At 38.1% G+C, this 24860-nt stretch carries 19 protein-coding genes; 1 reads left to right on the forward strand and 18 read right to left on the reverse strand.

Annotated features, from left to right (window positions below):
* Positions 1-6 precede the first annotated feature (6 nt).
* From IEY67_RS03670 to IEY67_RS03735, 14 genes are all read right to left on the reverse strand, one after another.
* Positions 7-900 carry a glycosyltransferase family 2 protein gene (locus IEY67_RS03670; protein WP_183669825.1) on the reverse strand — a complete coding sequence of 298 codons (894 nt, stop codon included), beginning with the start codon at positions 898-900 and terminating at the stop codon, positions 7-9.
* The gene (locus IEY67_RS03675; protein WP_183669827.1) at positions 893-2068 is read right to left on the reverse strand and encodes a glycosyltransferase family 2 protein; all 1176 of its coding nucleotides are present in this window, start codon (positions 2066-2068) and stop codon (positions 893-895) included. Before IEY67_RS03675 ends, IEY67_RS03670 begins: the two co-directional genes overlap by 8 nt.
* Before the next feature lie 81 nt (positions 2069-2149).
* On the reverse strand, positions 2150-3271 hold the full coding sequence (locus IEY67_RS03680) for a glycosyltransferase family protein (RefSeq protein ID WP_183669829.1): 1122 nt from the start codon (positions 3269-3271) through the stop codon (positions 2150-2152).
* Positions 3268-4713, reverse strand: a complete 1446-nt coding sequence (locus tag IEY67_RS03685; protein ID WP_183669831.1) for a lipopolysaccharide biosynthesis protein — start codon at positions 4711-4713, stop codon at positions 3268-3270. Before IEY67_RS03685 ends, IEY67_RS03680 begins: the two co-directional genes overlap by 4 nt.
* A gap of 5 nt (positions 4714-4718) precedes the next feature.
* Positions 4719-5651, reverse strand: coding sequence for a glycosyltransferase family 2 protein (locus IEY67_RS03690; protein ID WP_183669833.1), 933 nt, complete (start codon positions 5649-5651; stop codon positions 4719-4721).
* A 22-nt stretch (positions 5652-5673) separates the two neighbouring features.
* A complete protein-coding gene (locus IEY67_RS03695; RefSeq protein ID WP_183669835.1) occupies positions 5674-6819 on the reverse strand; it encodes a sugar-transfer associated ATP-grasp domain-containing protein in 1146 nt (381 codons plus the stop codon).
* Positions 6819-7448 (reverse strand): acyltransferase, encoded by a 630-nt coding sequence (locus IEY67_RS03700; protein ID WP_122352691.1) that lies wholly within the window; start codon positions 7446-7448, stop codon positions 6819-6821. Before IEY67_RS03700 ends, IEY67_RS03695 begins: the two co-directional genes overlap by 1 nt.
* Positions 7449-7452: 4 nt before the next feature.
* Positions 7453-8571: a glycosyltransferase family 4 protein gene (locus IEY67_RS03705; RefSeq protein ID WP_183669837.1), complete on the reverse strand. Its 1119-nt coding sequence runs from the start codon at positions 8569-8571 to the stop codon at positions 7453-7455.
* On the reverse strand, positions 8555-9784 hold the full coding sequence (locus IEY67_RS03710) for a glycosyltransferase family 2 protein (protein ID WP_122352693.1): 1230 nt from the start codon (positions 9782-9784) through the stop codon (positions 8555-8557). The genes IEY67_RS03705 and IEY67_RS03710 overlap by 17 nt, the downstream gene beginning before the upstream one ends.
* A gap of 11 nt (positions 9785-9795) precedes the next feature.
* Positions 9796-11247, reverse strand: a complete 1452-nt coding sequence (locus IEY67_RS03715) for an O-antigen ligase family protein (protein ID WP_122352694.1) — start codon at positions 11245-11247, stop codon at positions 9796-9798.
* Between the two features lies 1 nt (position 11248).
* Positions 11249-13408 (reverse strand): GumC family protein, encoded by a 2160-nt coding sequence (locus tag IEY67_RS03720; RefSeq protein ID WP_122352695.1) that lies wholly within the window; start codon positions 13406-13408, stop codon positions 11249-11251.
* A 3-nt stretch (positions 13409-13411) separates the two neighbouring features.
* The gene (locus IEY67_RS03725) at positions 13412-14197 is read right to left on the reverse strand and encodes a TolC family protein (RefSeq protein ID WP_122373455.1); all 786 of its coding nucleotides are present in this window, start codon (positions 14195-14197) and stop codon (positions 13412-13414) included.
* Positions 14198-14210: 13 nt separating this feature from the next.
* The gene (locus IEY67_RS03730; RefSeq protein ID WP_308425743.1) at positions 14211-15380 is read right to left on the reverse strand and encodes a sugar transferase; all 1170 of its coding nucleotides are present in this window, start codon (positions 15378-15380) and stop codon (positions 14211-14213) included.
* 33 nt (positions 15381-15413) lie between these two features.
* Positions 15414-15779: a response regulator gene (locus IEY67_RS03735; protein WP_122352696.1), complete on the reverse strand. Its 366-nt coding sequence runs from the start codon at positions 15777-15779 to the stop codon at positions 15414-15416.
* A gap of 193 nt (positions 15780-15972) precedes the next feature.
* Here IEY67_RS03735 and IEY67_RS03740 point away from each other — a divergent pair, with 193 nt between their 5' ends.
* Positions 15973-18441 carry an alpha-L-arabinofuranosidase family protein gene (locus IEY67_RS03740; protein ID WP_183669839.1) on the forward strand — a complete coding sequence of 823 codons (2469 nt, stop codon included), beginning with the start codon at positions 15973-15975 and terminating at the stop codon, positions 18439-18441.
* 127 nt (positions 18442-18568) lie between these two features.
* Here the strand turns inward: IEY67_RS03740 and IEY67_RS03745 are convergent, their stop codons facing one another.
* The 4 genes from IEY67_RS03745 to IEY67_RS03760 form a co-directional block, all read right to left on the reverse strand.
* Positions 18569-20917, reverse strand: a complete 2349-nt coding sequence (locus IEY67_RS03745) for a family 20 glycosylhydrolase (protein WP_183669841.1) — start codon at positions 20915-20917, stop codon at positions 18569-18571.
* Between the two features lie 170 nt (positions 20918-21087).
* A complete protein-coding gene (gene glyA, locus IEY67_RS03750) occupies positions 21088-22368 on the reverse strand; it encodes a serine hydroxymethyltransferase (protein ID WP_122352699.1) in 1281 nt (426 codons plus the stop codon).
* 184 nt (positions 22369-22552) lie between these two features.
* The gene (locus IEY67_RS03755) at positions 22553-23614 is read right to left on the reverse strand and encodes a Gfo/Idh/MocA family oxidoreductase (RefSeq protein ID WP_183669843.1); all 1062 of its coding nucleotides are present in this window, start codon (positions 23612-23614) and stop codon (positions 22553-22555) included.
* Positions 23615-23649: 35 nt separating this feature from the next.
* The gene (locus IEY67_RS03760) at positions 23650-24846 is read right to left on the reverse strand and encodes a DUF4272 domain-containing protein (protein ID WP_183669845.1); all 1197 of its coding nucleotides are present in this window, start codon (positions 24844-24846) and stop codon (positions 23650-23652) included.
* Positions 24847-24860 lie beyond the last annotated feature (14 nt).

Raw genomic sequence — 24860 nt, forward strand, 5'->3', positions numbered from 1 at the left:
TTATATTTATTTGTTCATAATAAAAGCTATTCCGTCTTTTCCTCCTTTAACCAAAGGAGCTATCAGGTTGAGTTTTCCTTTGCATAAATAAGTCAGAAAACGTTTAGGTAAGGCAACAAAAGTTTGATAGAGGTAAGAACATCTCCTTTCGAAAGGGTCGGATAAGGTTCTTTGAGCAAATATCAGACGGTTGCGCGTGTGATAATATACCTGTAACGGACTTTGTAATCCGACACTGGCACTTTCTTTATGTCCGACAACAGCTCCGGGTTCATACCAAATACAGAATCCGGCTTTCTGCATATAGGCACACCAATCCAGTTCTTCATAATACAGAAAATAGAATTCAGCCATAAGGCCGAACTTCTGAATGTCTGCGGTCCGTATCATCATGGCTGCTCCGTTGGCAAATGCCGTTTCCTGCGGGGTGTCGAATCTTCCGTCGTCTTCCTGCATATATCCTGTAAATTCGTTACGCAGAGTAATATAGCTCATGGGGGTGGCACCGGCATATTGTAATTTGCTTCTTTGTGGCCAAAAAGTCGTTTTAGGGGAAATACATCCGATTTTTCTGTCACTATCCAGCCGGTTTACAAGTATCTCCAGAATGGGGCAGGTAATAATTGTATCGTTATTCAGAAAAAATAAATAATCTCCCGTTGCATATTGGATCCCGATGTTGTTTCCACCTGCGAATCCGAGGTTCTGATCGCTTCTTATCACTATTACATCCGGATATTTATCTTTCAGCAGGGTATAACCCTCCAGGTTTGCAGAACCATTATCTACGACGATCAGTTCATAGGGATAGCTCTCGTGCCGCTTTAATGATTCAATCATTTCACATGTATCGGGAGCACCATTATAATTAACGGTGATGATGGAAACCTTCTTATCCATGATTATTCTCTTTGGTTATGTGATGGGGAGTATTGTTGAATCTCATATCTTTTTTCTTTACGCGGCAGATCGATTCGACATAACTACGTAACAAAGCAATCATCATGGATGGTAATTGGATGATACTGCTCCAAAAATCGCGTGTGTACATCTTTCGAGGTATTGCCAAAAAATAAGTTACTATCTTGACAAATAGCAGAATATACCATTTAATAGCAACGGGGAATGCCACTACAGACCAGAAAAGTATCATCAGGAATATCAATAAGAATCTGACAGTTCTGGGAAATGGGATCCATTGGATAATCTTATCGATGTATGAAGGATTTAGCTTTCGCGGATTAAAATCCTTGATTATTAAAGAAAAGGCAAGGATTTGGGCATGGAACCATCTCGATCTTTGCCTGATCAGGATATCTTGCCTGGCGGTTTTCTCATCATATACATATATATCATCACTATAATCTACAAATACATTGTCTCTTGCCAGAATAGCCTCCAGTTCTTTATCTTCTGCAAAAGTTTTACATTCGTGCATGTGTTTTTTCAACCATTCGAAATCGAAAACCATTCCGGAACCGATCAAAGCGGATGATAATCCTATATTAACGCGTCCTTTCCTGAATATAGTGTTATTTATTTCTTCAGAGATGCCATCCCAAATAGCGACAGAGGTATTTTTATTTTTCTGGGTCCTGTGTGCCTGGAGGACTTTTACAGTTTGTGTCGCTTCATTAATCCGGGTCAGAAAGTCTGTATCGGTAACATTATCGGCATCCATAATGATCGCCCGGTCAAAACCATCGAGGTGGTCCAGTGCATAAGAGATGGATTTATGCTTCATACTATCTTTGAAGTCGACCACGAAAAGTGTTATGGGCATCTGAGAGAGTGCCAGATTGGTAGCCTCTTCCATATGGTCGGAAACTACTACTATTGTATATTTATCTTGTGGATAGTTTTGCTTCAGAAAACTTTCAACAGATTCTTTTATCACCCTGTCCTCTTTATAAGCGGCAAAAATAACTGCAAAGTTTTGCGTATCAACATGATTGATCTCTTTTTTTCTCTGCCTGAACAAAGCGGCTAGGACAAAGAAAAGATTATACCCTGTAAATATTGCAGTGATGATAAACAGTAGTATATCTAGTTTAAAAATAAGGCTCATAGTCTTTTTGTGCAAAAATAGGTATAATTATTATATGTTTTGAAATTCAACAGGTTTTTATTATGTGGTGAATGAATAATATTAACGTGTTGTTTGTACTGTTGTAATAACTTTTTTCATTTGCTCTTCCCAGGAGAGAGACTGTATGGAATTTCGTATATCTATGGGAGAAATATTTAATTTTCTATGAAAATCAATAATTAAATTGATATCAATAGGACTTTCATCTGCCGGAACTTTTAAGATATAGGGTTTGTTTTCAAAATCACTATCTTGTTCCGAGTAGATAAAAGATAATCCACGAGCAGCATATTCCCGGTTTTTTAATGTTTTTATGTTCGTTATACCACTGCGATGACGGGCAAGGCTACCGATTGCCATGTCAGATTGTTCGAAAAGCAGATCTAACTCTTCACCATGTTTTGCCCCGTGAAGAATTATATATGACTCTAAATGGTGAGTGCTGATTAAGGGTAAAATATCATTACGCTCCCTTTCCCCAAAGAAATCGCCAACAATATGGAAAAATACTTTATAGTCTGGATTTCCCTTATAGTAATTAACGAGACCTTGTACGAGACGGTCGAATCCGTGCCAGTAATGTATTTCCGCTACTCCGATCAAATGAAGTTCATGGGATGTGCCGTTGATATTTTGCTTCAGTTTTATTTTATCGAAATCTATACCATTGGATATTTGAATTGTAGGGGTTCCAAAAATAGATTTATAATCAGAAAAAGTAATAATACGATATAAAGATTTAGCTAAGATTTTTCTAAAACATTTGTCTATAAACAATATTATCTTTCCGTAAATACTGGAATATTCATTATCGTATGGATAAGTAGGTATTTCCATTACAACACAAATATTGGCTTTACGCATCTTTTTTACCATGTTAATAGTAAAAGGGTTGGCATTATGATCTGAGCGGATATATACAAAATGAATTCCTTCTCGAATCGCATAATCTGCAATAGAATTGAATTCAATTCGTTTTAAAATTTTACTACTGAATCCATGTCCATAATCACTCAATATATTATTATCAATCATCCGGTATTTATTTCCATCAGATTCTGATAAGTAACAGGTACATACATCTAAATTACATTTTTTTAAAGCATCTACCTGATAACATATTTTTTTACTGATGCCATTTGTTTCACTGAAACCATGGTATATGAGGAATAATACTTTCATTTTTTTATTTTGGATTTGATGAAGTTAATAATATTATATTCTCCTCTTATTTGCACATATGCAACATAAATTATAATGAATACACCGCCTTTTAATAGCAGAGTGGCGTATATAGAGCTTTTATCTGATAGGTAATAGGTCGGTAGTAAGCAAACGATTAATATGCCTGTTAGTAGAATAGGAGATAAAAACTGTTTCCAGAATTTCCAGAGACTTTGCTTAAAAGTGATCTTATACATCCAGATATAGCATTGTATAAAATTGATTGTAAATGTGATACATATACACCATGCAACGGCCTCTAAAGTCTTGAAGAAAAATATACCGGTCAATATACCGATAACGTTGAGCAGGGTGGAGAATACACCACATATAAATAAACTTTTGGTATCATTTGCCGCTTGAAAAATAGACCCGGAGGTCGATAAAATGATCTGTATGCCGACTGATATGGATAGGATTTGAAATATAGGAACAGAAGGCATCCATTGTTCTCCAAAAATGATCAATATGATCTCTTTGGAACAAAACCATAATAATACCGATAAAGGTAATCCAATAAATGCGAGAAAACGAATTACTTTATTGTATGAATTTGATAGTTTTGTCAAATCATTCTGAAAGTCAGAAAATATAGGATGCATTACAGGTGAAATAACATGCGTAATGTTCTGAAGAGGTAACATCATCAGCCGATATGATTTTTCATAGTATCCTAATGCAACCATATCCATATATTTTCCGATCAATAGTTTATCCAGATTGCGACTGAAATAATTGATCACGTTAAACATGAATTGGTAGGCAGAGAAACTAAGAATCTTTTTCATGGATTGTATGCCCCATGTTTGAGCTAATTCTTGTGGTTTTTTCCGGAAAGAAATGATAAATAACAATATACTTGACAATATAGGGTTGATGATCAATGCATATAATCCGGCTCCCAAGATAGCTGCTGTAATGGCCATAACACCTCCGGATATTTGGATTGTTAAACTTCGGTATGCAATGAATTTAAACTCTTTTTCTTTAAACAATAGTGCATTGGGTACAATATTGGCTGATGCGAAGAATAGATTTAATGATAGTAGTTGGCATATCGTTAACAATGTACCGTTCTTGTAGAAATGAGAGATGGGCCATGAACATAAAAAAAACAGGATGGATATACTGATACCTAACCAGATTGTGAAAGTAAAGATATTACTGAGGTCCTTTTGGGATAATTCCTTATTCTGTATGATTGCCGGTGCTATTCCGAGATCGCTGAATATGCTGAAGAAAGAAATGATCACAGTTGCAATCGCTACTATCCCGAACTCCTCTGGCTCTATAAGACGAGCTAATATCCCTGCAACCACCAGGGATACTATTATTCCCGAATATTTGGCTATCGCGGTATAAAAAACACCGGATAAAAGTTCTTTTTTAGTAGAAGACATATGATTTATTTTTTGAAAAATGATTTAAACAATAAAATCACCAGATTTTTCCCAGAGACATACTTTGTGTAATCTTTAATACAACGTTTAGTTATATATAAACGATCCTTAAATGAGATTTTATAAGATAGCCATACTGCAGCATTGAGCATTTTAAACAGATGCTTATTGATTATCTCCTGCGCTTCTACATGATTGGATGTATAAAGTAATAACTTATCAGTAATGATGAAATAACTATCCATGTTTCTCAATGAGAATTTACTCGTCATAATTGAATCGTGGCGAAGTCTTCTCTTGAAAAAGTCCTCATGTATGCACATTACCCTTTCTGCCTGCAAATATAATAAGGTCGTAAATAACTGGTCTTCATGAATAATACCAGGTAGAAATCGAAGATTTATACTTTTTAGAAATTCTGTATTTATAATATTCAAACATGCAGACGGAGTATATGTTCCACTCTCTGTTAAAATACTGAATATTTGTATACCCTTGTATATTATATCCGAATTCGTACAACCTTTATGTTGATAATTGATGTTGAAGTCAAATTCTGTATCTTTATTTAAAATGTCTGCATCAAAAAAAATAAAATCTAATGAATTTTCTTCACATTTGAGTAAGCATGATTCTAATGTTTCCGGTTCGAGATAATCATCGCTGTCCATGAAATATAAGTACTTCCCATTTGCAAAGTCAATACCTACATTACGGCTGGCAGATAAACCTCGATTTTCTTGGTTATAAACTTGTATGCGATAATCTTCTTTAGATAAATCCTGGATTATAGACAGACTGTTATCTGTTGAACCATCATTAATAATAATAATTTCTATATTCTTTAATGTTTGGCTCATTATAGATCTCACAGCCTCTTCTACATATTTTTCTGTATTGTAGACAGGAATTATAACACTTACTTTGGGAGATTTCATGATCATATGTTTATCGTAGATTTTATAAATCTTTCAATCCATAACTTTTTGAGAACCAAAAATCATTAGGGTTATTGATATCGAATTCTTTTCTGACGCCTCCAAAATGATCTTGTATGATTTCTATCCCTGGTCCATTATTCCCCTCAATGAGAACCGGACCTGACTCAGAATATGCAATATCCCACCCAATGTATTTTATAGGAGAATATTTTAATGCAACATCTTTTGCAAATTTTATAATTTCATTCCAAAATGGGATTTTGTAGTTGCTAAATAAAAATAGGGTATCTGGATGTTTTATATATGTTTTTCGATCGTCGGCAATTGCTTCATCCCCTAATAATCCTGATTCTGAATTTATTTTAATGTAGATACCTCCTGAACTGGCATTATCAATCTGCATGCCTCCACAGCCCATACGTAAAAGAGAAAAAATAATTTTAGGCTCTTTGCCTTGATTATATTCTGTTATTATACGAAATGTATTTATAGCGTATGGATATATTTTGTTTATATCCATATGTTGATTTACCCCTTCTTGAACAATATAATTGTTTTTTGCTATTTCTGATATGTAATTTTCATCTAAAGGTGTATTGCTACTACTATCTAAAAAAATGTTGTTATTTTTGTTGAAAACTTTAATGCCTTTTCCCCCAACACCAAATGTAGGTTTTACAAATATTTTATTTGCATTTGATTTTTGGATTAGGTTATAGCATTTTGTTGTGTTTATGAAATCTAACGAACTGGATAATATTGTGTTGTTTTCAGTGAAAAATAATGTGTTGGGTTGTGATATTTTTAATCCTACATTTACAATATGCATAAGTTTTTTATCCTCACATAAAATATTTCTATCTTTAAATGATTTAGGAAATAGTAAATAATATGCAAAGAAATCAGGTATGTAGTCTTTCATTTCTTCGATACTTAAAGTACAATCTTTTTTGTATAAATTGTATCTGAAATATTGAAAAGGATAGACGTTCCAATATTTTTTTAGTATTCTCATTTCATTTTTAATGGTATTTGCACTTTTTTTTTCTTCGCATGACATATACATATCTAAATATTTCGTATAGTAGTTGCGATAATAATCTCGGTGCGATTTTTCTGAATTCACTTTTATAAAGTAATACAGATATTCTTTGATGCTTTTCATCACTTTTCAGTATTAATCCATTTATTTAATTGAGAATCAAAATGCTTTATAACTTTAGCCGGATTACCGACAGCAACCGAATAATCAGGAATATTTTTTGTTACAACACTACCTGCTCCTATTTGACATCTTTTTCCTATATGTACTCCTGCTACTATAACAGAGTTTGCTCCTATATGAGAATCATCTTCGATGATAACATCTTTTTTTACCAAAGGCTGCTCATTAGAATCATGATTGCCGTCTTCATATCCATGATTAAAACCGGAAATGAATACATGTTGTCCCAGACCTACCTTATTTCCTAACTTAACAGGACCAATTACAACTGATCCTATGCCTATTCTTGCATTATTACCAATGATGACATCGCCAGCACCATTGTTAATGGTGGTGAAATCTTCTATTAGTGTATTAGTTCCTACTGTGAACTGATTCCAGGGAAAGACATCGATCCTTGATTTGCTTTTCCGAATGGTTGCTCCTTTTCCTTTCTTATGAAAAAAGGGATTTACAAACCACTTTACCCAGAATCTGGGTTTAGGATTTTTGGGGGATGATATTAAAAATAAAACGAAATGCTTTAATGTCTCATTTTGTTTTATCTTTTGTTTAAGGCTATTATTCATGGTGTTATTTTAAAATATTCCGATAGATTTCCAATAATGACAAAGCCGTATTTTCCCAGGAAAATTTGTTTACTCGTTGTAATCCGTATTCGACCTGCCGGATGTAGTAGGAATGATCATTTTCCAGTTGAAGTAATTTAATAGTAATATCTTCTTCATTGAATGGATCAGCCTGTATGCCTTCTTCTCCCGCAATTTCCGGCATCGCGGATGTGTTTCCAGTAATCACGGGTGTTCCACACGCCATAGCTTCAAGCATGGGAATGCCGAAACTTTCTCTGAGTGAAGTATATAGAAATGCATATGCTCCGTTATATAGGTACGCCAGATCTTTATTGGGAATATATCCCGGATAGTATAGATAAGGTTTGATATCTTCTATCCCTTGTTCTTTCAATATAATATCCAATTTATCTTCTTTTAAATCAGCGATCAAGAGAGGACGTTTTTTTTCCGATCTCTTTAAATACAAGCTATAGGCTTTTAATGTGCGTGGAACATTCTTTTTAGGATCTGTATTTCCAAGAAAAAAGAGATATTCGTTCCCTTTTATATATTTTCCTGTAACGGACGACGCATCGGATATCGGGCGGAAGTGCCGGCTATATCCGTTATATATCGATGTTATTTGGCTATCGGGTAGAAGCAATGCGCTTTGAATACGGTTACGTTCAAAATTAGAAACTGTAATAATCTTCTTGCATTTAGGTAAAATGCGAGGAACGACTAACCGGCGGTAATACCACCCCATATTTTGATAGAATGATTTGTTGCCGCTTTGCCGTGGTTCCAGAAAGATGATATCGTGTAATGTGAGTATCAATGGAACCGGGCAATAGATAGGAGCTGTGTTACTTGTACAATGCAGTAAATCTACTTTTATTTTTGCTACGGCACGAGGTAAAGCCACCTGTTCCCAAAGAGGATATGTGGGGCAGTTTACCTCTATAATATGCATGTTGGGAGTTTCCTCCAGACAGCGGTCTTCTCCAGGACTTACAAAAATATAATACTCATTTTCTTTGTCTACTTTTTGTAATTCCCGTATGCTTTCTAAGGCAACAAAGTCCATCCCATGTTTGTTTGGACGAAATATGCGTTGTGCTTCAATGGCTATTTTCATATCTAACAGTGTGTTTTGTATGAATAAAATGTTTATTACCTCCCCTTAATCGAAAAAGATTGAGAAACATTAAAAAAAACAATACCGGCAAACTGATAATCGCCTTTTTGAATTGTTTGTCTACTAAATAATCAGGAACAGCCAAGCTGAAAGTTATACCAATAAAAAGTAATAACCCCCACCATTTAATTGATAGAAATATATTGATAACACTTAAGAAACAGGCGATAAGGATAACAAAACCTAATAGTAGGATGCGGGGAGGCATCATCCATTGGAATAATTTATCACAGTAATCCCATTTCCCTCTTAATATAGCCCCCGGTAATTGGGACATTCCTGAAAACAAATTATAAAATTGGGTAGCTAACCACCGACGCCGTTGATTATAGAATTCTTTTTTACCTCTTACTTTTTCATCAAAAGTATATACATCTTCCAGATACTCTATATATATATTTTGTAAGAGTAATTTACGCTCCATATGTTTATCTTCACCTACCTTATCAATCCCCTGGATTAGGTTTTTGAATAAGGTGTATTCGAAAGCCATACCGGATCCGCTTAATCCGGAAGAAAAACCGAGACGTGTATGTCCTTTTCTAAAGATAGAATTATTGATTTCTTCGCTGACAGCATCAAGGACTGCTGTATTTGTATCCCGGTTTTTGGCAACTCGGTGTGTCTGTATAGCTAAACATCCGGAATAAAAAGCATCATTGATTTTGTCTAAGAAGTCAGGTTTTACAATATTATCAGCATCAAGGACTACAACCATATCAAATGATAGTTTTTCTTGTTCAATATATTCAATGGCTTTTTCCAAAGCATAGATCTTGGTATTTATCGGATCCGATATTTGAGTGACTTTAGCAGTTATTTCTTTTAATTTAAGAATTGTTTTTTCCTGCATTTGATCTGAAACAACAATTACATCATATAATTCTCTAGGATAATCTTGTCTGAGAAATGATTGAACAGAATCAATGATTACTTCATCTTCCATATAAGCAGGAAACAATATAGCATATCGGCATTGTTTATTAGCTTTAGGGTAAGTATAAGGAGCTTTCTTTTTTGAATAAGCAGCAAATATGAATAGATATAAAACCGCTATCAGAAAAAGTAAAAAAAGGATGGCATCGATAAGCAGGAATATATATTCTTGTTTATCTATCCAATTGTTCTTTATATTAAATAATAATTCTATCATATTTCTATCAACTAAAGGTTTGTATAATTACTAAGTTCTTTGTCAAAATACTTTCCATTTAAAATAAAACTCATACCCATGAAAGCAATGACCATTGTTGGAAATTGTCCCCAAAATGAGTTTCCATATGCGCTCATAAACATACCAAATATGGCACATAGCCAGCCTGTTAATATCCCTTTAAGTTCCGGATCATGTATATTGAACATTAAAATCCATGATCCACGGCCTATAGTAATAAGAACCATTCCCATATATATGATCAAACCGATTATTCCTGTTTCAACCCATATCTTAACATACCAGGAGTCTGTAGGTATAGAAGTTGTAAAGCGTTTGGATAGTTTTACCCCCAAACCATCACCGGATAATCCCAGGCCCTCTCCAAATGGTTTATATTTTAGATATTCCTTTAATTTCCTTTGGTTTTCTTTACGGACGATGTATGAAGCATCTTCACTTGGTTTAAACGCTGTTCTCATTCTTCTGATCGATGAATTACTTTGTCCGATCATCGTAAAAGCGAAAAATACATAAACTAGGGCTAAAGAGATGCTTCCTAGTATTATTGATCGCGTTTGTTTGCTCACAACAGTATAGAGTGCTATTCCAGCCAAAGGGACAATTATGGCTCCCCGGGTGCCGGAAAGCATCATAGTATATAAAGAAACAATAGCAACAATTACATAGTAAATCTTGAGTGTTCTATTTCTTATATATAAAGATGCTATACCTAAAACAATACCTGCACCTCCCATATTTGATCCCATATTACTGGCATCCGTGAAAAATGAAAAATAGCGTATTCCGGAATGTATTAAATGAGTGGTTGCACCTCCGTTATTGAGCCATCGGGTTTCAAAAGTATCAAAGCCTACATATTTTTGCATAAAAGTTTTCAGTATCGCTAATACTGTGAAAAGTGAATAAGTGAATAAGATGGCTTTCAATATTTTGTATTTGGTGCATAATAAAGAAGTTATAACTGTGATGATTAATCCGTTAATAATTAATCCTCTGGATAAAATCCAACCATCCAATAGCGCACTTGGATTCATAATTTCCAAAATACAATAGGATGCCCATAGCAATGAAAATGCACTTAATAGGTGAAAACATCTTTTCCATTCGATATTGTGATAGAGTGCGCTTTGTATAATAATCAGTATGAGGGTCAAAACATATAATATATCCATAATTATACTTATTCCTTCTATCGGTATATAACGAGTGATCCCAAGTATGAAATAATTGATAGTAAAGATGATGAATAGCATTAATTGAGGATATCTCAAAATTAAAATTCCTCCGGTACATATAAAAGGAAATGTTATAATTACTGCAAACAGAGGTATGTTCATGGATAATAAGGCCATAAGAATACCAACTAACCCTACCAATATTAAAAGATAGAGAAGTTTAACGGAACGAGTTTCGCCAGGTATGTAATTACTGTTATCCATGTTATTCTCCAATTGCAGAGTTTTTTGCTGTTAATCCCATATAAATAATACGGTTTGAAAGTGAACGAATAGAGGTTTCCGGGGGTAATTGACCGGTAAAGTCTTCTACAGCTTCACGTGAAGCATTATTCAAATAGAGATATAATGGTTTGTCCTGAGCCATATCATGTAGATATTTCACAAACTCTTCATCACTGTTTTTCCATACTCTGCGAGCATTGGCAATTAAGAGATTAACATCTGCTTTGTTTAACAGATTAACCGGTAGGCTATTATCTTTAATTGCAGGGTATTCTAATAAGATTATGTCCGGATGGTCGTTATCTTTTATGTAAGAATCGATTTCTCCTGAAGATAAATATGTTGCGTCAATCGGAAAATCTATTCCTGCAACCAAGTGCTTGACATTGAATCCAATTTCCTTCCAATATTCTGTTATATACTGGCAGACGAAACTTTTACCTTCTTTTCTATCTATACTTAATATATTGATATGGAACGTATGACCTTTTTTCATATATTGCATCAGTCGGTTACAAGTATAGGCAGCTGAAATTCTGTTGCATGCTTTTATGAATCCTCTGTATTTTAATTGTTGATTGCCTGTAAATGCTCCTAAAACGATCATTTTGGTAAGTCTTCGGGCACGTTCTGCATCCCGTAAAGTTCTGTCTAATAATTCGACTATCAAATTAAGACCAATAATGAATATTATGCTTCCGGCAAATGCAGCAATGATCAGTAGCATTCGTTTGCTTTTATCACTAAACAAAGGGAATGCAGGCTCCGAGATGGTATTCAATGTTGCAGTGGTAAGCTGCAGGTTCTTTTGTTTCATCTTTGCCATATTCAGAGCATGTAACACTTGTAAATAAGATTCTTCGGTAACATGGATTTCACGTTCTTGCCTGTTGATTTGTGTTCCGACAGGAGAATATGTTTTATATTGTTCCGCAAATTCTTTTTTTCTTTGATCCAATATTTTTAATTCAGCTTTGGCTTTTATGTTGATGATCGTTTGTGAGAGCCATTCGTTGACTAAACCGTCAATTGAAAGACCTTCTTTACTTTCTTTGTAGTTATTTATTTGTTCTGTTAATGTTGCAACTTTTTTCTCGGCATTTTTTAATTCTTCTTTGTATTTCAATAGTTCCAGATCATCATTTTGGGCTTCTTCCGTAGTGAAAATTTCAATTTCGGTGATTTTACCGTTTATTTTTGAAATATCTTCTAATGCTTTGATAAATTCATCATTTGCTTTTACCAGTTTGATACGGATTTTCATATATTCTTCAAGACCTTCTATTAACTGTGAAGAACTATTTATCCTGCGGATAACTTCTTCGTGTCTATTTTCAAAATCAGCAAATGAACCGGCAATTGCTTTTGTTTGTTCCTGATAATTGATTACGCTATTTTGAATGTTATAATCTGTTAGTTCGTTTTCAAGTTTATTCAATTGCTCGCGCAGCCTTTTTTGCTCATTCTCATAGTATTTTACGATGTCATCAGCTGTTTTATATTTCAGTTGATTATATGAAATACGTAATTCCTCACTGATCAGTTTTACGGTTGTTAATGTGATTCCCGGGTCTGTAGAGGTATAAGCAATATCGATTAAGTCACTGTTACCTAAACGTTTTACAATGATTTGGGATAATGATCCGTAACTATAGTACGGGGCGAACCCATTAAATAATCTGTATAAAAAATTATGCGTATCGCCTTGTTTATATTTTTCAAGATTGTTTACTGTTTTCTCAAATGAATCTTTGTCGACCAGGTTCAGGACTTCCTTGGGCACAAGTGTAATCAAGTTTTGGTAGTTTTTAGCTGATATATATTTATTATCGATATTAGCATCCCCATTAATCAGGTTAGTAGCCAGTAATTTCATAGATACAGTTTCTAAAGTACCTTTTGATTTGGTTAGATTTACCAGATTATCGAACGTATTGTTCACACTCATCCAATCCGGTTTACTTTCGCTTTCTAATCCTGTATTTGATGTAATACCTGTATATATAGATGTATTTACAGTATATTTCTTTTGCATAAATTGCGTAAAGTAGGCAACTAATGCTGTCACGACAAGTGAACCCAGTATTAGTTGGTAACGGATACGATGTAGAAAACGGGATATATAGAGTGTGATATCCATAAGTTATCTATTTATGATCTTTACGTTTGTAAGCATTTCTAACAGAGTGACTGCATTATGCAAGGTAGTTCGTCCTTCCTGATAAAGAATAATAGCATTTGTTCGTCTTCCTTTTTCTATAGAAAGTTCGCCTATTCCAATTTTCCCATTGATGAAGTCTTGCTCGGATATTTTCATTTGAGCGCTATATAGTGCAGCTGCGTCAGACTTCGCTTTTAAAGTTGCTAAAGATTGTAGAACATCATTGTATGCTTCTAATATCTTCAACTTTCGTTCCTCGATCGACATTTCATATTCATAATCCAGTTGACGAAAATGTGCTTTTTTTGCTCTTATCTTTTGCTTACGACTAAATAGATCGCCAAAAGGAACTGAAATGGAGAAACCTGCGCTGTATGTACTTTGATTGCTGCCCAGACTGGTCGTGAACATAGGATCGTCCACTGTTTCTGTTGATGATAATTGGACAATTCTTCCATATTGGTATTGTCCATATATTCTGAAATAGTCCAGCCATTCCCTTCTTGATATTTTCATCTCAGCGTTGGCTTCTTCTCGTTTTGCTTCATAAATTTTAATAGAAGGATGATCGTAAACAGATTGTAAAAAGACAGAAAGAGGAGGTAACTGAATCCGTTCATAATCGTCCAGCATTGCTTGTATGGAGTCGTTGTTAACCATAGTAGTGACTTCTACCGTAGTTGCCTTATTAAAATAGTTGCTTTTATTTTTCTGGCAGAAACAGTAGGAAGTATTTATCAGTAATAATATAATGAAAATGTTTTTCATCAGCTTAGAGTCTCTATACATCTTCCTTTTGAATGAATGCCGTAAATGTTTTGATAATGATCATCATATCCATACGGAAAGAAAATTCTTTCGCATACTTGATATCCAGAAGCTTTCGTTCTTCAGCGGACATTTTTCCTGCACCTCCGCGTTTTTCTACCTGCCATAAGCCGGTTAGGCCGGCAGGAGCCATAAAGCGGTTTACATATTCGTCGCTTGTGAGTAATTCGGCTTCGTATAAAGGAAGCGGTCGGTTTCCTACAACTGACATGTCACCCTTTAAAATGTTGAATAGCTGCGGGAGTTCGTCTATGCTATATTTTCTGATGAAATGTCCCACACGAGTGATTCGCGGATCGTTTTCCAGTTTGAAGAAAGCATTCGAACGCTCTGTGCGTTTGGTTTTCAGATAATCGTTTTCGGATGTACTTAGATTATCTGAGAATAAAAGTATATCCTGTTCAATATTGCCGGAAGTGGCTTGCAGAGGATCCTCTGCAGCGGACGAAGAGTTGTTTGACTCTTCGTCCGCTATTTTTTTAGTGTATTGATTCAGTTTCTGATACTCTGCAAGTCTTTTGTCTGCGTCCGCATACATGGAGCGGAACTTATAAAAATCGAAAATTTTGTAATTACTGCCTACACGTTTCGACTTGTATACGACTTTTCCTCTACTTTCAAAAAGTATCGCTAATGCCGTTGTTATGAGTATGGGGGATAAACAAAGGATCGCTGATCCGGCAGCCAGAATATCGAATGAACGTTTCCATACCGGCAAATGAAATTCAGCCAGAGATGAAATTGGGTTATCTTTTCTGGATTTCTCTTTTTCTTTGAAATCGATGACGACGGACAATAACTTTTGCATGTCTTCTTTTGAGGTCTTTTTTGAGATCATGCAATCGATACCTGCTCTCAGATAAGGTATTTTCTCTTCTTTACGTAATGGCTCGCTTATTAAAATGATATAGAGAGCCGGATACATTTTATGAAGCTGGGTGATGGTCGGTATATCCGTTAATATATCCTGTCTTTCCACAAATACGCAAAAATCAACCTCATTGATAAGGGTGAGATTTGATTTTAACTGTTGGAAAGTGAGACATTCGGAAATCTTGCATTGCAGAGTTTCTCGTAGGTGAGTTGCTAAAGGAATATTATTCCCCCAAAAGATATATTCCATACTAATGTCGTTTTTACCCTGGTGTTTAAGTACTTATCTCAAGAGTCTCTTAACCCTGACTCTCAGTTCTTCAGGATTAAAAGGTTTCAGAATGAAATCTTCTGCTCCTTCTTCAAAAAGACGGATTCTGTTAGCGCTACTTTCAACGCTAGAGAGGATCAGTACCGGAATGTGATTGAAAAGTTCGTTTGCCTTTAAATAGCACAAAAATTCTTCTCCGCTCATCTCGGGCATATTCAAATCGGATATAACCCCGTCAGGAATATTACCTTCATTAAGCCATGCTATAGCTTTTATCGGATTTTCTTTATATGTGACTTCATACAATGAAGACAAATACAGCATTATAATCTTTGCTATTTCCGGCTTATCATCAACCAATAAAATTGACTGTTTCATGTTTTTTCTTATACTAGTGCTTTTTTTGTATGCTTCAATGCACAAAATTAAAATAATTATTTAATAAAGAGTATAAAAATCAAAGGTTTTTAATGTGGAATAGTCTTTTTCTCAAAGAATGATATATGTGGAAATTATTCTTTAAGTTTGCAAGGCGAAATGTAGTCATTATTTTGAATTGATAAACAAAGAAATGAATATACCTTTTAAAGTATTAAATATAAGCGCTATACTTGTTTTGTTGTTGTCCGGATGCCAGCCGGAAATGCCTGTTACATCATCGATAGTGATTGATATGGACGGTTTTTCTGTTCCTGTGAATAAAAAATTGTATGGAGTAACAATAGAAGAGATAAATCATGCTATCGACGGCGGATTGTATGCGGAGATGATACAAAATCGTAGCTTTGAAGAGGGAGTGCCTCCTTTGAACTGTCCGTATGATGCAAAACGAAATGTTTTAAGTACTCCGAACGGATGGACAATTCCTTTTATTCGTTCCGATTCATTGCCCGGATGGCGAAAAATCTCATCCAATACCAGTATGTGGCCTGATGGACAGGAATTGATTAATGATAAGAATAAGCGATCTTTGCTGGTCTCTGTTGCTACCTCCTCGGAGTCGGGACGAGGAGGAGTCGCTGCAACGGGTTATAATGGACTTTCCATACGTAAGGGAGAAAAATATGAGTTGTCTTTATTCCTGAAAGGCGGTTCGATGATTCCTAAAAAAGTAAGTATATTTATCGGAGATTCCGTGATAGGGGCACCGTTAAGTGATATTTTTAATGTGTCTCCGATATATGAATGGAGAAAATATAAACACACGTTCACGGCTTCAGAAAATACCGATAATGCCGTTTTAGCAATTACTGCCGATACTTCCATTGTATTCTGGATGGATATGGTTTCTTTATTTCCTCAAAAAACATGGAGAGACAGACCTAATGGTTTGCGTCCTGATCTGATGGAGATGATCTCTGCGCTCAATCCTCAGTTCATTCGTTTTCCGGGAGGTAGTTTTGTTGAAGGATATACAGCTGGGACATATCCGGTCTGGCATGAAACGATAGGTGATATCTCTACGCGTAGGAATTTCTGGAATATTTGGGCCTATGGTTCGACGAATGGGATGGGATATCATGAATATCTGCAGATGTGTGAAGATTTGAATGCAGAACCGCTCTATGTGATAAACAGTGGGGTTACCAGTCAGAGCAGACGTCCGCGTTATGAGGATATTACGGCAATGAATAAGTTAGTACAAGATGCATTGGATGCCATCGCTTATGCCAATCAACCGGCTGATTCGACATTTGGTGCTATGCGTGCAAAGAATGGGCATCCGGCACCTTTTGATCTGAAATACATAGAGGTCGGTAGTGAAAACTATGGACAGGAATATTCCAAGCGTTTTGATCTGTTTAAAAAAGCGATCAATGAAGCTTATCCGGAAATTACCGTGATCAAAAGTTCTTTTATTTCAGGGAAAAACAGAACAGAGTGGACGGATTACCATTTCTATTCCGGTGAGGACTTTCTGATCGCGAATCATAACAGGTATGAAACCGGACAATATCTGAGAAGATTCCCTGCTGTATTCATCGGAGAATTCAGTATGGGAGATGTTTCTTTGCAGGGAACGTTACGGGCTGCAATAGGAGAGGCTTGCTTTCTGCTGGGGGTAGAGAACAGTCCGGAAGTTGTAAAACATCTGGCTTATGCACCTGTATTGGGAAATGTGAATTATGACTTCCAGAGATATCCGGCTATTTCATTTAATAATAACAGTGCTATAGGGTCGCCTTCTTATTATATGCTGAAGATGTTTTCGGATAATCGGGGTGATGATCTGTTGAAAACGGAAATTAATACGTACAATAAGCCACAGGTGACGTTCGGATATACCGGAATCGATTTGTTTGATAATAGTTATGACTTTGATGATGTGAGGATCGATGGAAAACCGGTAACGGAAGCTATGGTCCGGACCGGTGGCTGGAAAGTGAATAACGGAACTTTAACACCTGATGCCAACCGTTGGAACTATGTTCTGATGGGGGATTCTACAGCCCATGATTATACTTTCTCTATGAAGCTAAGAAGGAATAAAGGGAGCGGACCGGTTCAGCTACGTGTGCGGGATAATGGAAAGAATGGAGAAGCGAATGACCATATTGCCGTTTCCATCACTCCGGGTTCCTGTGAGTTCTACCGCTCATCGGGTGCTGTGAAAGATACGTTGCGCTCTCCTAAAGCATATTCTTTTGAGAGTAATCGCTGGTATGATGTGAAAGTCGTTTGTAAAGATGAAACAGTTAGCTGTTATGTGGATGGTGTATTGTTGCATGAGGTTGTATTGCCTCCTCTGCCTTCACTTGTATCCGTAGCGACTTTGGATAAAGAGACTGATACGATCATACTGAAAGTGGTCAATACGACACAGCATGAAGAAAAAACAGAGTTGAATATAAAAGGTGCCGGTGTTAAGAATGATGCTGAGATCCTTCAGTTAGCGGGAGATCCTTCGGCTCGTAATACATTTAAAGATCCTACAAGGATTATTCCGGTATCGAAAAATGTATCTTTCTCATTAGGGGGACCGATGGTTTATTCCTTTCCGCCTAATTCAATCACGATAATGAAGCTGAAGATTGATTAAGAATAGGCCTCTCGAGTCCTCGGATGGTTGAAAAACGTTTAAAGTCGACTCCCGAGGCTTCGGAAACCGACTTTAAATGGTGAAAGTTCATTTCCGGGGTTTTCGAGACCCCGGAAGATATTTTCAATTAATGAACCAGCATTTCCGGAGTGATGCGAGTGAATTTCTCAGCATCGGCTTTACGTAATTTTACGCTACCGTCATTCCAGTTAGAAGGCCATCCGCCGATGATATGTCCAAGGAATACAACCTTGATCTCGTGTAAACCGGCTGCTAAAGCAACAGATGTGTCGTGACGAGAGAAGCGTTTTACTTCACCGCCGTTGTTGATAAGCAGTTTGCCGTCGATCCAGACTTCTTCATTGTCTGAAGAAATATAATAAACGCCATCTTCCGGAATATTTACATAACCGGTAGCAACAGCAGCATACTGTTTTACACCTCTCATCGACTCGCTACTCTTAACGACACTGGTAAGTTCACGAAGATCTTTCATTGTAGACTTCTTCCATTCCTTCACATCTGCCAGTTTCGATGATTCAAGGAACATGCCGTCAGTAACCTGCATTTCCAGTCCCGGAGTTGTTTTAGCAACTTCCTTAGCCGGAGCCAATGCCTGTTTTTCAACGGTGATCGTACGAGTCTTGCTCATTTTACCGGAAGGCAGAACAGAGCGGATCTTCAATATACCTGATTCGGTGAATTCGATAGGAGCTGAGTAGACCGTAGATTCTGCAGTCGGTTCTGTTCCGTCGATCGTATATACCACTTTGACAGGGCGTGTAGTCTTAAATTCAAGAGAAGCCTTATCTGTGAATGCAACAAAGTTAGAAGAACCGTTCGGTTGTTCCGGTTGCGGGATCTGGTAGTTGATGTTGTGTTCATCCAGACGAACCAGTGCATTGTCCAGTCTACGTTCAAAATCTTTGTAATCTTTGCGATTCAGCGGACTCCATCCGATTTCGGATAAAGCAAGCATACGAGGATACATACGGTATTCCATCAGATCTGTATTATACATGTATTCAGACCAGTTATTACACTGAACACCTTTGATATGTTGTGCTTTGCCTGTTGCGACCAGTGTATCGGGGACCGGATTGTAGTTATATACTTTCTCGATTGTGGCATATCCGCCGATAGTAACCGGCTCGATCTTGGAATCTCCCTGGTATTGGTCGAGATACATACCGGCACTTCCCGGAGTCATGATCACATCATGTCCCATGTTAGCTGCAGCGATACCTCCGGCTTCACCACGCCATGACATGACAGTTGCAGAAGGAGCGAGTCCACCTTCCAGGATCTCATCCCAGCCAATGATCTTTTTGCCATGTTTTTCGGCCAGATATTTTTCCATCCGTTGTACGAAATAGCTCTGCAGACGTTCTTCTGCGCTATGTTCTTTAGAACCTTTCAGACCTTCTTCCTGGATCCTTTTCTGACAAAGCGGACATTCTTTCCAGCTGATCTTCGGACATTCATCACCACCGATATGGAAGTATTCGCTGGGGAACATCGGAGCGATCTCATCGATCACATCTTCCAGGAACTTGAATGGTTCTTCTTTGCCTGCACACATAACGATGTCTTCAACGCCCCAGATGATACGGGGAGTACCTTGTTCGCCTTTGCAGGACAATTCGGGATAAGCAGCGATAGCGGCCATTTCGTGTCCCGGGAGTTCCAGTTCAGGAATAACGGTGATGAAGCGGTCTGCGGCATATTTTACAACATCCTTAATCTCTTCCTGTGTATAGAAACCACCGTATTCGGTTCCTTCACCTTCGATACGTTTTGCACCGATCTCTGTCAGCTTCGGATATTTCTTGATTTCGACACGCCAGCCCTGATCGTCGGTCAAATGCCAGTGCATTGTGTTTACTTTGAATAAAGACAAAACATCGATTTGTTTCTTTACGTTCTCGACAGGGATAAAATGACGGCAAGGATCCAGCATGAAACCACGATAAGCGAAGCGCGGTTCGTCTTTTACCGTTACGCATGGAGTTGTCCATGCGATACCGTTTACAACAGCCGGACTTTCGATCTCTGCAGGCAATAACTGCATGAAAGTCTGCATACCATAGAATAAACCTTGCGGAGTTTTGGCTTTTACGGTTACGCCGTTGGTGGTTACGTCCAGTGTGTAGCCTTCGTTATTTACATCTAACGCATCGTCGAGTACGAGCGAGATTCCGTTAGAAACAGCCTGGTCTCCGACAGTGGTCTTATAACCTGTTGCCTGGTTGATCTTTGAAGCAAAATACTCGGCAATGACTTTTGCCTCCGGGGTGGAAGCCTGGAAAGCCATATTCTTACCTACTTTAAAGACCCCTTCATTCTGGGTCAGACTTACAGGCGTCGGAATAACATTGATACCCTGATTGTAAGGCATCTGCTTAGTTGGCCCTTCACTGCATGACGCAAGTATACAAAGTGCTGCGCCGGCACACATTGAAATGAGCTTCTTCATGTTCAAGAATAAGTTTATTGATAATTGTGAATTTTGTTTTTCGTAGGGGGCGGCCCTAGCGGTCGTCCCGGTATTTATCCCGGTTAAACAGATATTTTTGCCGCTTATACGGTTTATATATAATATAATGTATAGGAGCGCGAGTGAACGCAACTCCTATACATTGTGTTTTACCATGCGAAGATTGGATATTCTTTCATGATGCTGTTTACTTTTTCGCGAACAGCAGTGATTGTTTTATCACATTCCGGTGCAGAAAGAACTGTATCGATCAATTCAACAATTTCAGCCATTAACGGCTCCTTCGCACCACGAGTCGTGATAGCCGGAGTACCTACGCGGATACCTGAAGTCTGGAAAGCAGAGCGGCTGTCGAACGGAACCATGTTCTTGTTTACAGTGATATCTGCAGCAACCAATGCTTTTTCGGCTACTTTACCAGTCAGTTCGGGGAACTTCTTGCGCAGGTCGATCAGCATGCTGTGGTTATCCGTACCATCAGAAATGATTTTATATCCTTTGTCGATAAAAGCCTTAGCCATAGCAGCAGCATTTGCTTTAACCTGAGCCTGATAAGTTTTGTATTCAGGTTCTAATGCTTCACCGAAAGAAACGGCTTTAGCTGCGATTACGTGTTCCAGAGGACCTCCCTGGATACCCGGGAATACCGCAGAATCCAATAGTTGAGACATTTTCTTGATCTCGCCTTTGGGAGTTTTCTTTCCCCATGGGTTTTCGAAATCTTTACCCAGAAGAATGATACCGCCACGCGGACCACGCAATGTCTTATGTGTTGTAGAAGTTACGATGTGAGCATATTCCAGCGGATTGTTCAGCAAACCTGCAGCAATCAGACCGGCCGGGTGGGCCATGTCGATCATCAATAATGCGCCTACTTTATCAGCGATTTCGCGCATACGTTTGTAATCCCATTCGCGTGAATAAGCAGAACCGCCACCGACGATCAGTTTCGGTTTTTCACGAAGTGCTACTTCTTCCATCTGGTCGTAATCGACACGACCGGTTTCTTCTTTTACATTATATTCTGTTGCTCTATATAAGATACCTGAACTATTTACTGGAGAACCATGTGAAAGGTGCCCGCCATGAGCCAGATTCAAACCGAGGAATGTGTCCCCGGGATTAAGAACTGCCAGGAATACAGCAGCATTAGCCTGTGCTCCTGAATGAGGTTGAACGTTTGCCCATTCAGCATTGAAGATTTGTTTCAACCGTTCGATAGCAATCGTCTCGCTTTGGTCTACTACCTCACAACCACCATAATAGCGCTTGCCGGGATAACCTTCGGCGTATTTGTTGGTCAGACAGCTACCCATGGCTTGCATCACCTGGTCGCTCACAAAGTTTTCAGAAGCAATCAGCTCGATTCCTTTTAACTGGCGCTGATGTTCTTTCTCAATGATGTCGAAAATGATCTTGTCTTGTTTCATTACATGTAAAATTGGTTATTGCAATGAGCTCTCTACTTGCTATTTTAGAGAGAATCGTCGCAAATTTACGATAAATATCTGTATATATAGCTAAATTGTTATCAAAATATAATTATAATCTGGAAATAATGAGCAAGTTATATTTATGGGATTGGGGATCGTATAAGAGTAAAGTGCGCTTTTGTTACGGGTTCAAATTTAAGACATTTCCTGATCGGCTGCTTTCCCAGGCAGCCTCGATCAGGCGTATTACATTTATCACTCCACGGGCATCACTTAGCAGTGTCTCTCCCTTACGGATATGCTGGTAAATGTTCTCGTAAAAGGCACCGTAATTACCCGGAATACTCGGATATCTCTCCTGCATATTCAGGCCGTTCTTTTCTGTATGCAACAATCCCCAGATTTCGGGATCTTCTTCTCCCCAATGCGGCGTATCAGGCATTAGACCGTTTGTCAGGTCGGCTTCCTGTCTGTCGAGGCCATATTTGACGAATGATCCGTCTGTCCCGTGCAGCGTGAACCGCGGCTCCCGTTCGCACATCAGGTAGCTGGCTTTTAAGGTAATTCTCACGTCCGGTGCTTTTGACGGCCTTAATAAATGAATAATGAAATAATCATCGACCAACCCGTTGTCACGTAAAACCGCAATATCGGCAAAGACGGCTTCCGGCATACCGAATAACTGTACCGCCTGATCTATCAGATGTGCTCCCAGATTATAAGTTATTCCGCCTCCGGCTTCGCCTGTTTCCTTCCAGGTCCCTTGTTTGATGAAATTACGGAAACGGGGAAAGGTTGATTCGAACTCAACCAATCTGCCCGTTAATTTTTTATCCAATATCTCCTTAACCGTTAGAAAATCGCTGTCCCAGCGTCTGTTTTGGTAGACGCTTAATGTCAGACCTTTTTCTGTAGCAAGGGTTACCAACTCGTTCGCCTCTTCTACAGTTTGTGTAAATGGCTTTTCAACGATCACATGCTTGCCGGCTTCGAGTGCGCGACGGGCATAGTCGTAATGGGAGCTGTCGGGAGTGTTGACAACGATCAGTTCCAGGTCGTTCATATCGAGCAACTCATCAAAACTGCGGGCAATATGTGTTTCGGGATAACGCTCTTTTGCCAGGTTTTTGCTGCGTTCTGTGATAGCCGTTAAATCAAAGTGGGGGTTCGTGCTGATAAACGGCGCATGAAAAACTTGTCCTGACATTCCGTAGGCCGCTAATCCGGTTTTTATCTTATCCATAGTTGTTTCTTTATGCATTGTTAGAATCTTGTTTCTTATGTATTCGGTTGAATATGATCCCAATCGGCTCCGTTATTAGCTCCGATGATCCAGTTGAAAGCATAATGACGTTCCATGACGACTCCTCCGTCGAGTGAGGCAGGCGCTTCTTTTCCATGAATACGTGCATCCACGCAAGCCCAGTCATAACGTAATGTCATATCGGCGGCATCCAGTATTTCAGTTTCGGGACGTGCAAATCCTTTGGAAAGTAGATCTTTGATACCTTTGTGTTGCCAGAAAATGGCAGCAAGGACGGGGACGTCGATGATAGTGGAAGGATAAGACAGATCGTCTACCACACCAGCCGCCCAAAGCAGTACGCCGCAACATTCATATCGCCATCCGAACTGTATACATTCTTGTTCTTCCGGTTCCGGGTTATTGATATATGCTGCTTCATGGGGTGTAATATATGATTTTACTCCGTATAATTCATCCATTTTATTAAAATAGGAGAGTGCTGCTTCCCGGTCGGAGTCTTCCGATAACATCACTTCCGAATAAACCGCAACGGCGAATAATGCCGCCGCCCGTTTCACCATTTCTTCGCGGTTTCTGAGTTTAACTTCGCTTTCCAGCGCCTCGCTGTGTAAATGTTCCATATAAGGAATATTTCTTGCTTCAAGGAGTGCTATAGAACGTAAACGTCTTTCCACATCAGCCGGAGCCTCTTCCGGGCGGTTCGCATCCAACAGGTCTGCGTTGCCGATCGGGATAAACTCCGTCAGTTGGCTTTCACCCTGGATAGAGAACAGTAGTTTCCCCTCTTTCGTATATATCTGCATACTAGGATAGAGCAGGAAGCCGTTCACATCGTTGGCGACGGCGAAAAGGCAATTGATGATATAGTTCGTCCGGTCTTCGTTATCATCGACATCGAATGTAATACCTGTTATACAGTTGAATACGCGGATTTGACGCAGTACATTTTCTTTCAGTTCGACCAATGGTGTTTGGACAGAAGCAAAATAGTTAGCCATACCGGCTGTATGCGATGCGATAAAGTCCGGTTTATCCTGTTGATGGCTGATGTTGAAAGTGATGTTAGAGTCATCTGCAAGTGTCAGGATGATAGCCCCGTTTTCTGATGTAAGCCCTTTTGTCATCTCTTTGAACCGATCACGGATAGAGGTTACGATACGGTCCGGATTGCCGATTACTGTGTATAACGTGATGTTCGCTTTTTCCATTATTTTGTTGTTTA

The sequence above is a fragment of the Parabacteroides faecis genome (assembly GCF_014647375.1).
GTDB classification, from domain to species: Bacteria; Bacteroidota; Bacteroidia; order Bacteroidales; family Tannerellaceae; genus Parabacteroides; species Parabacteroides faecis.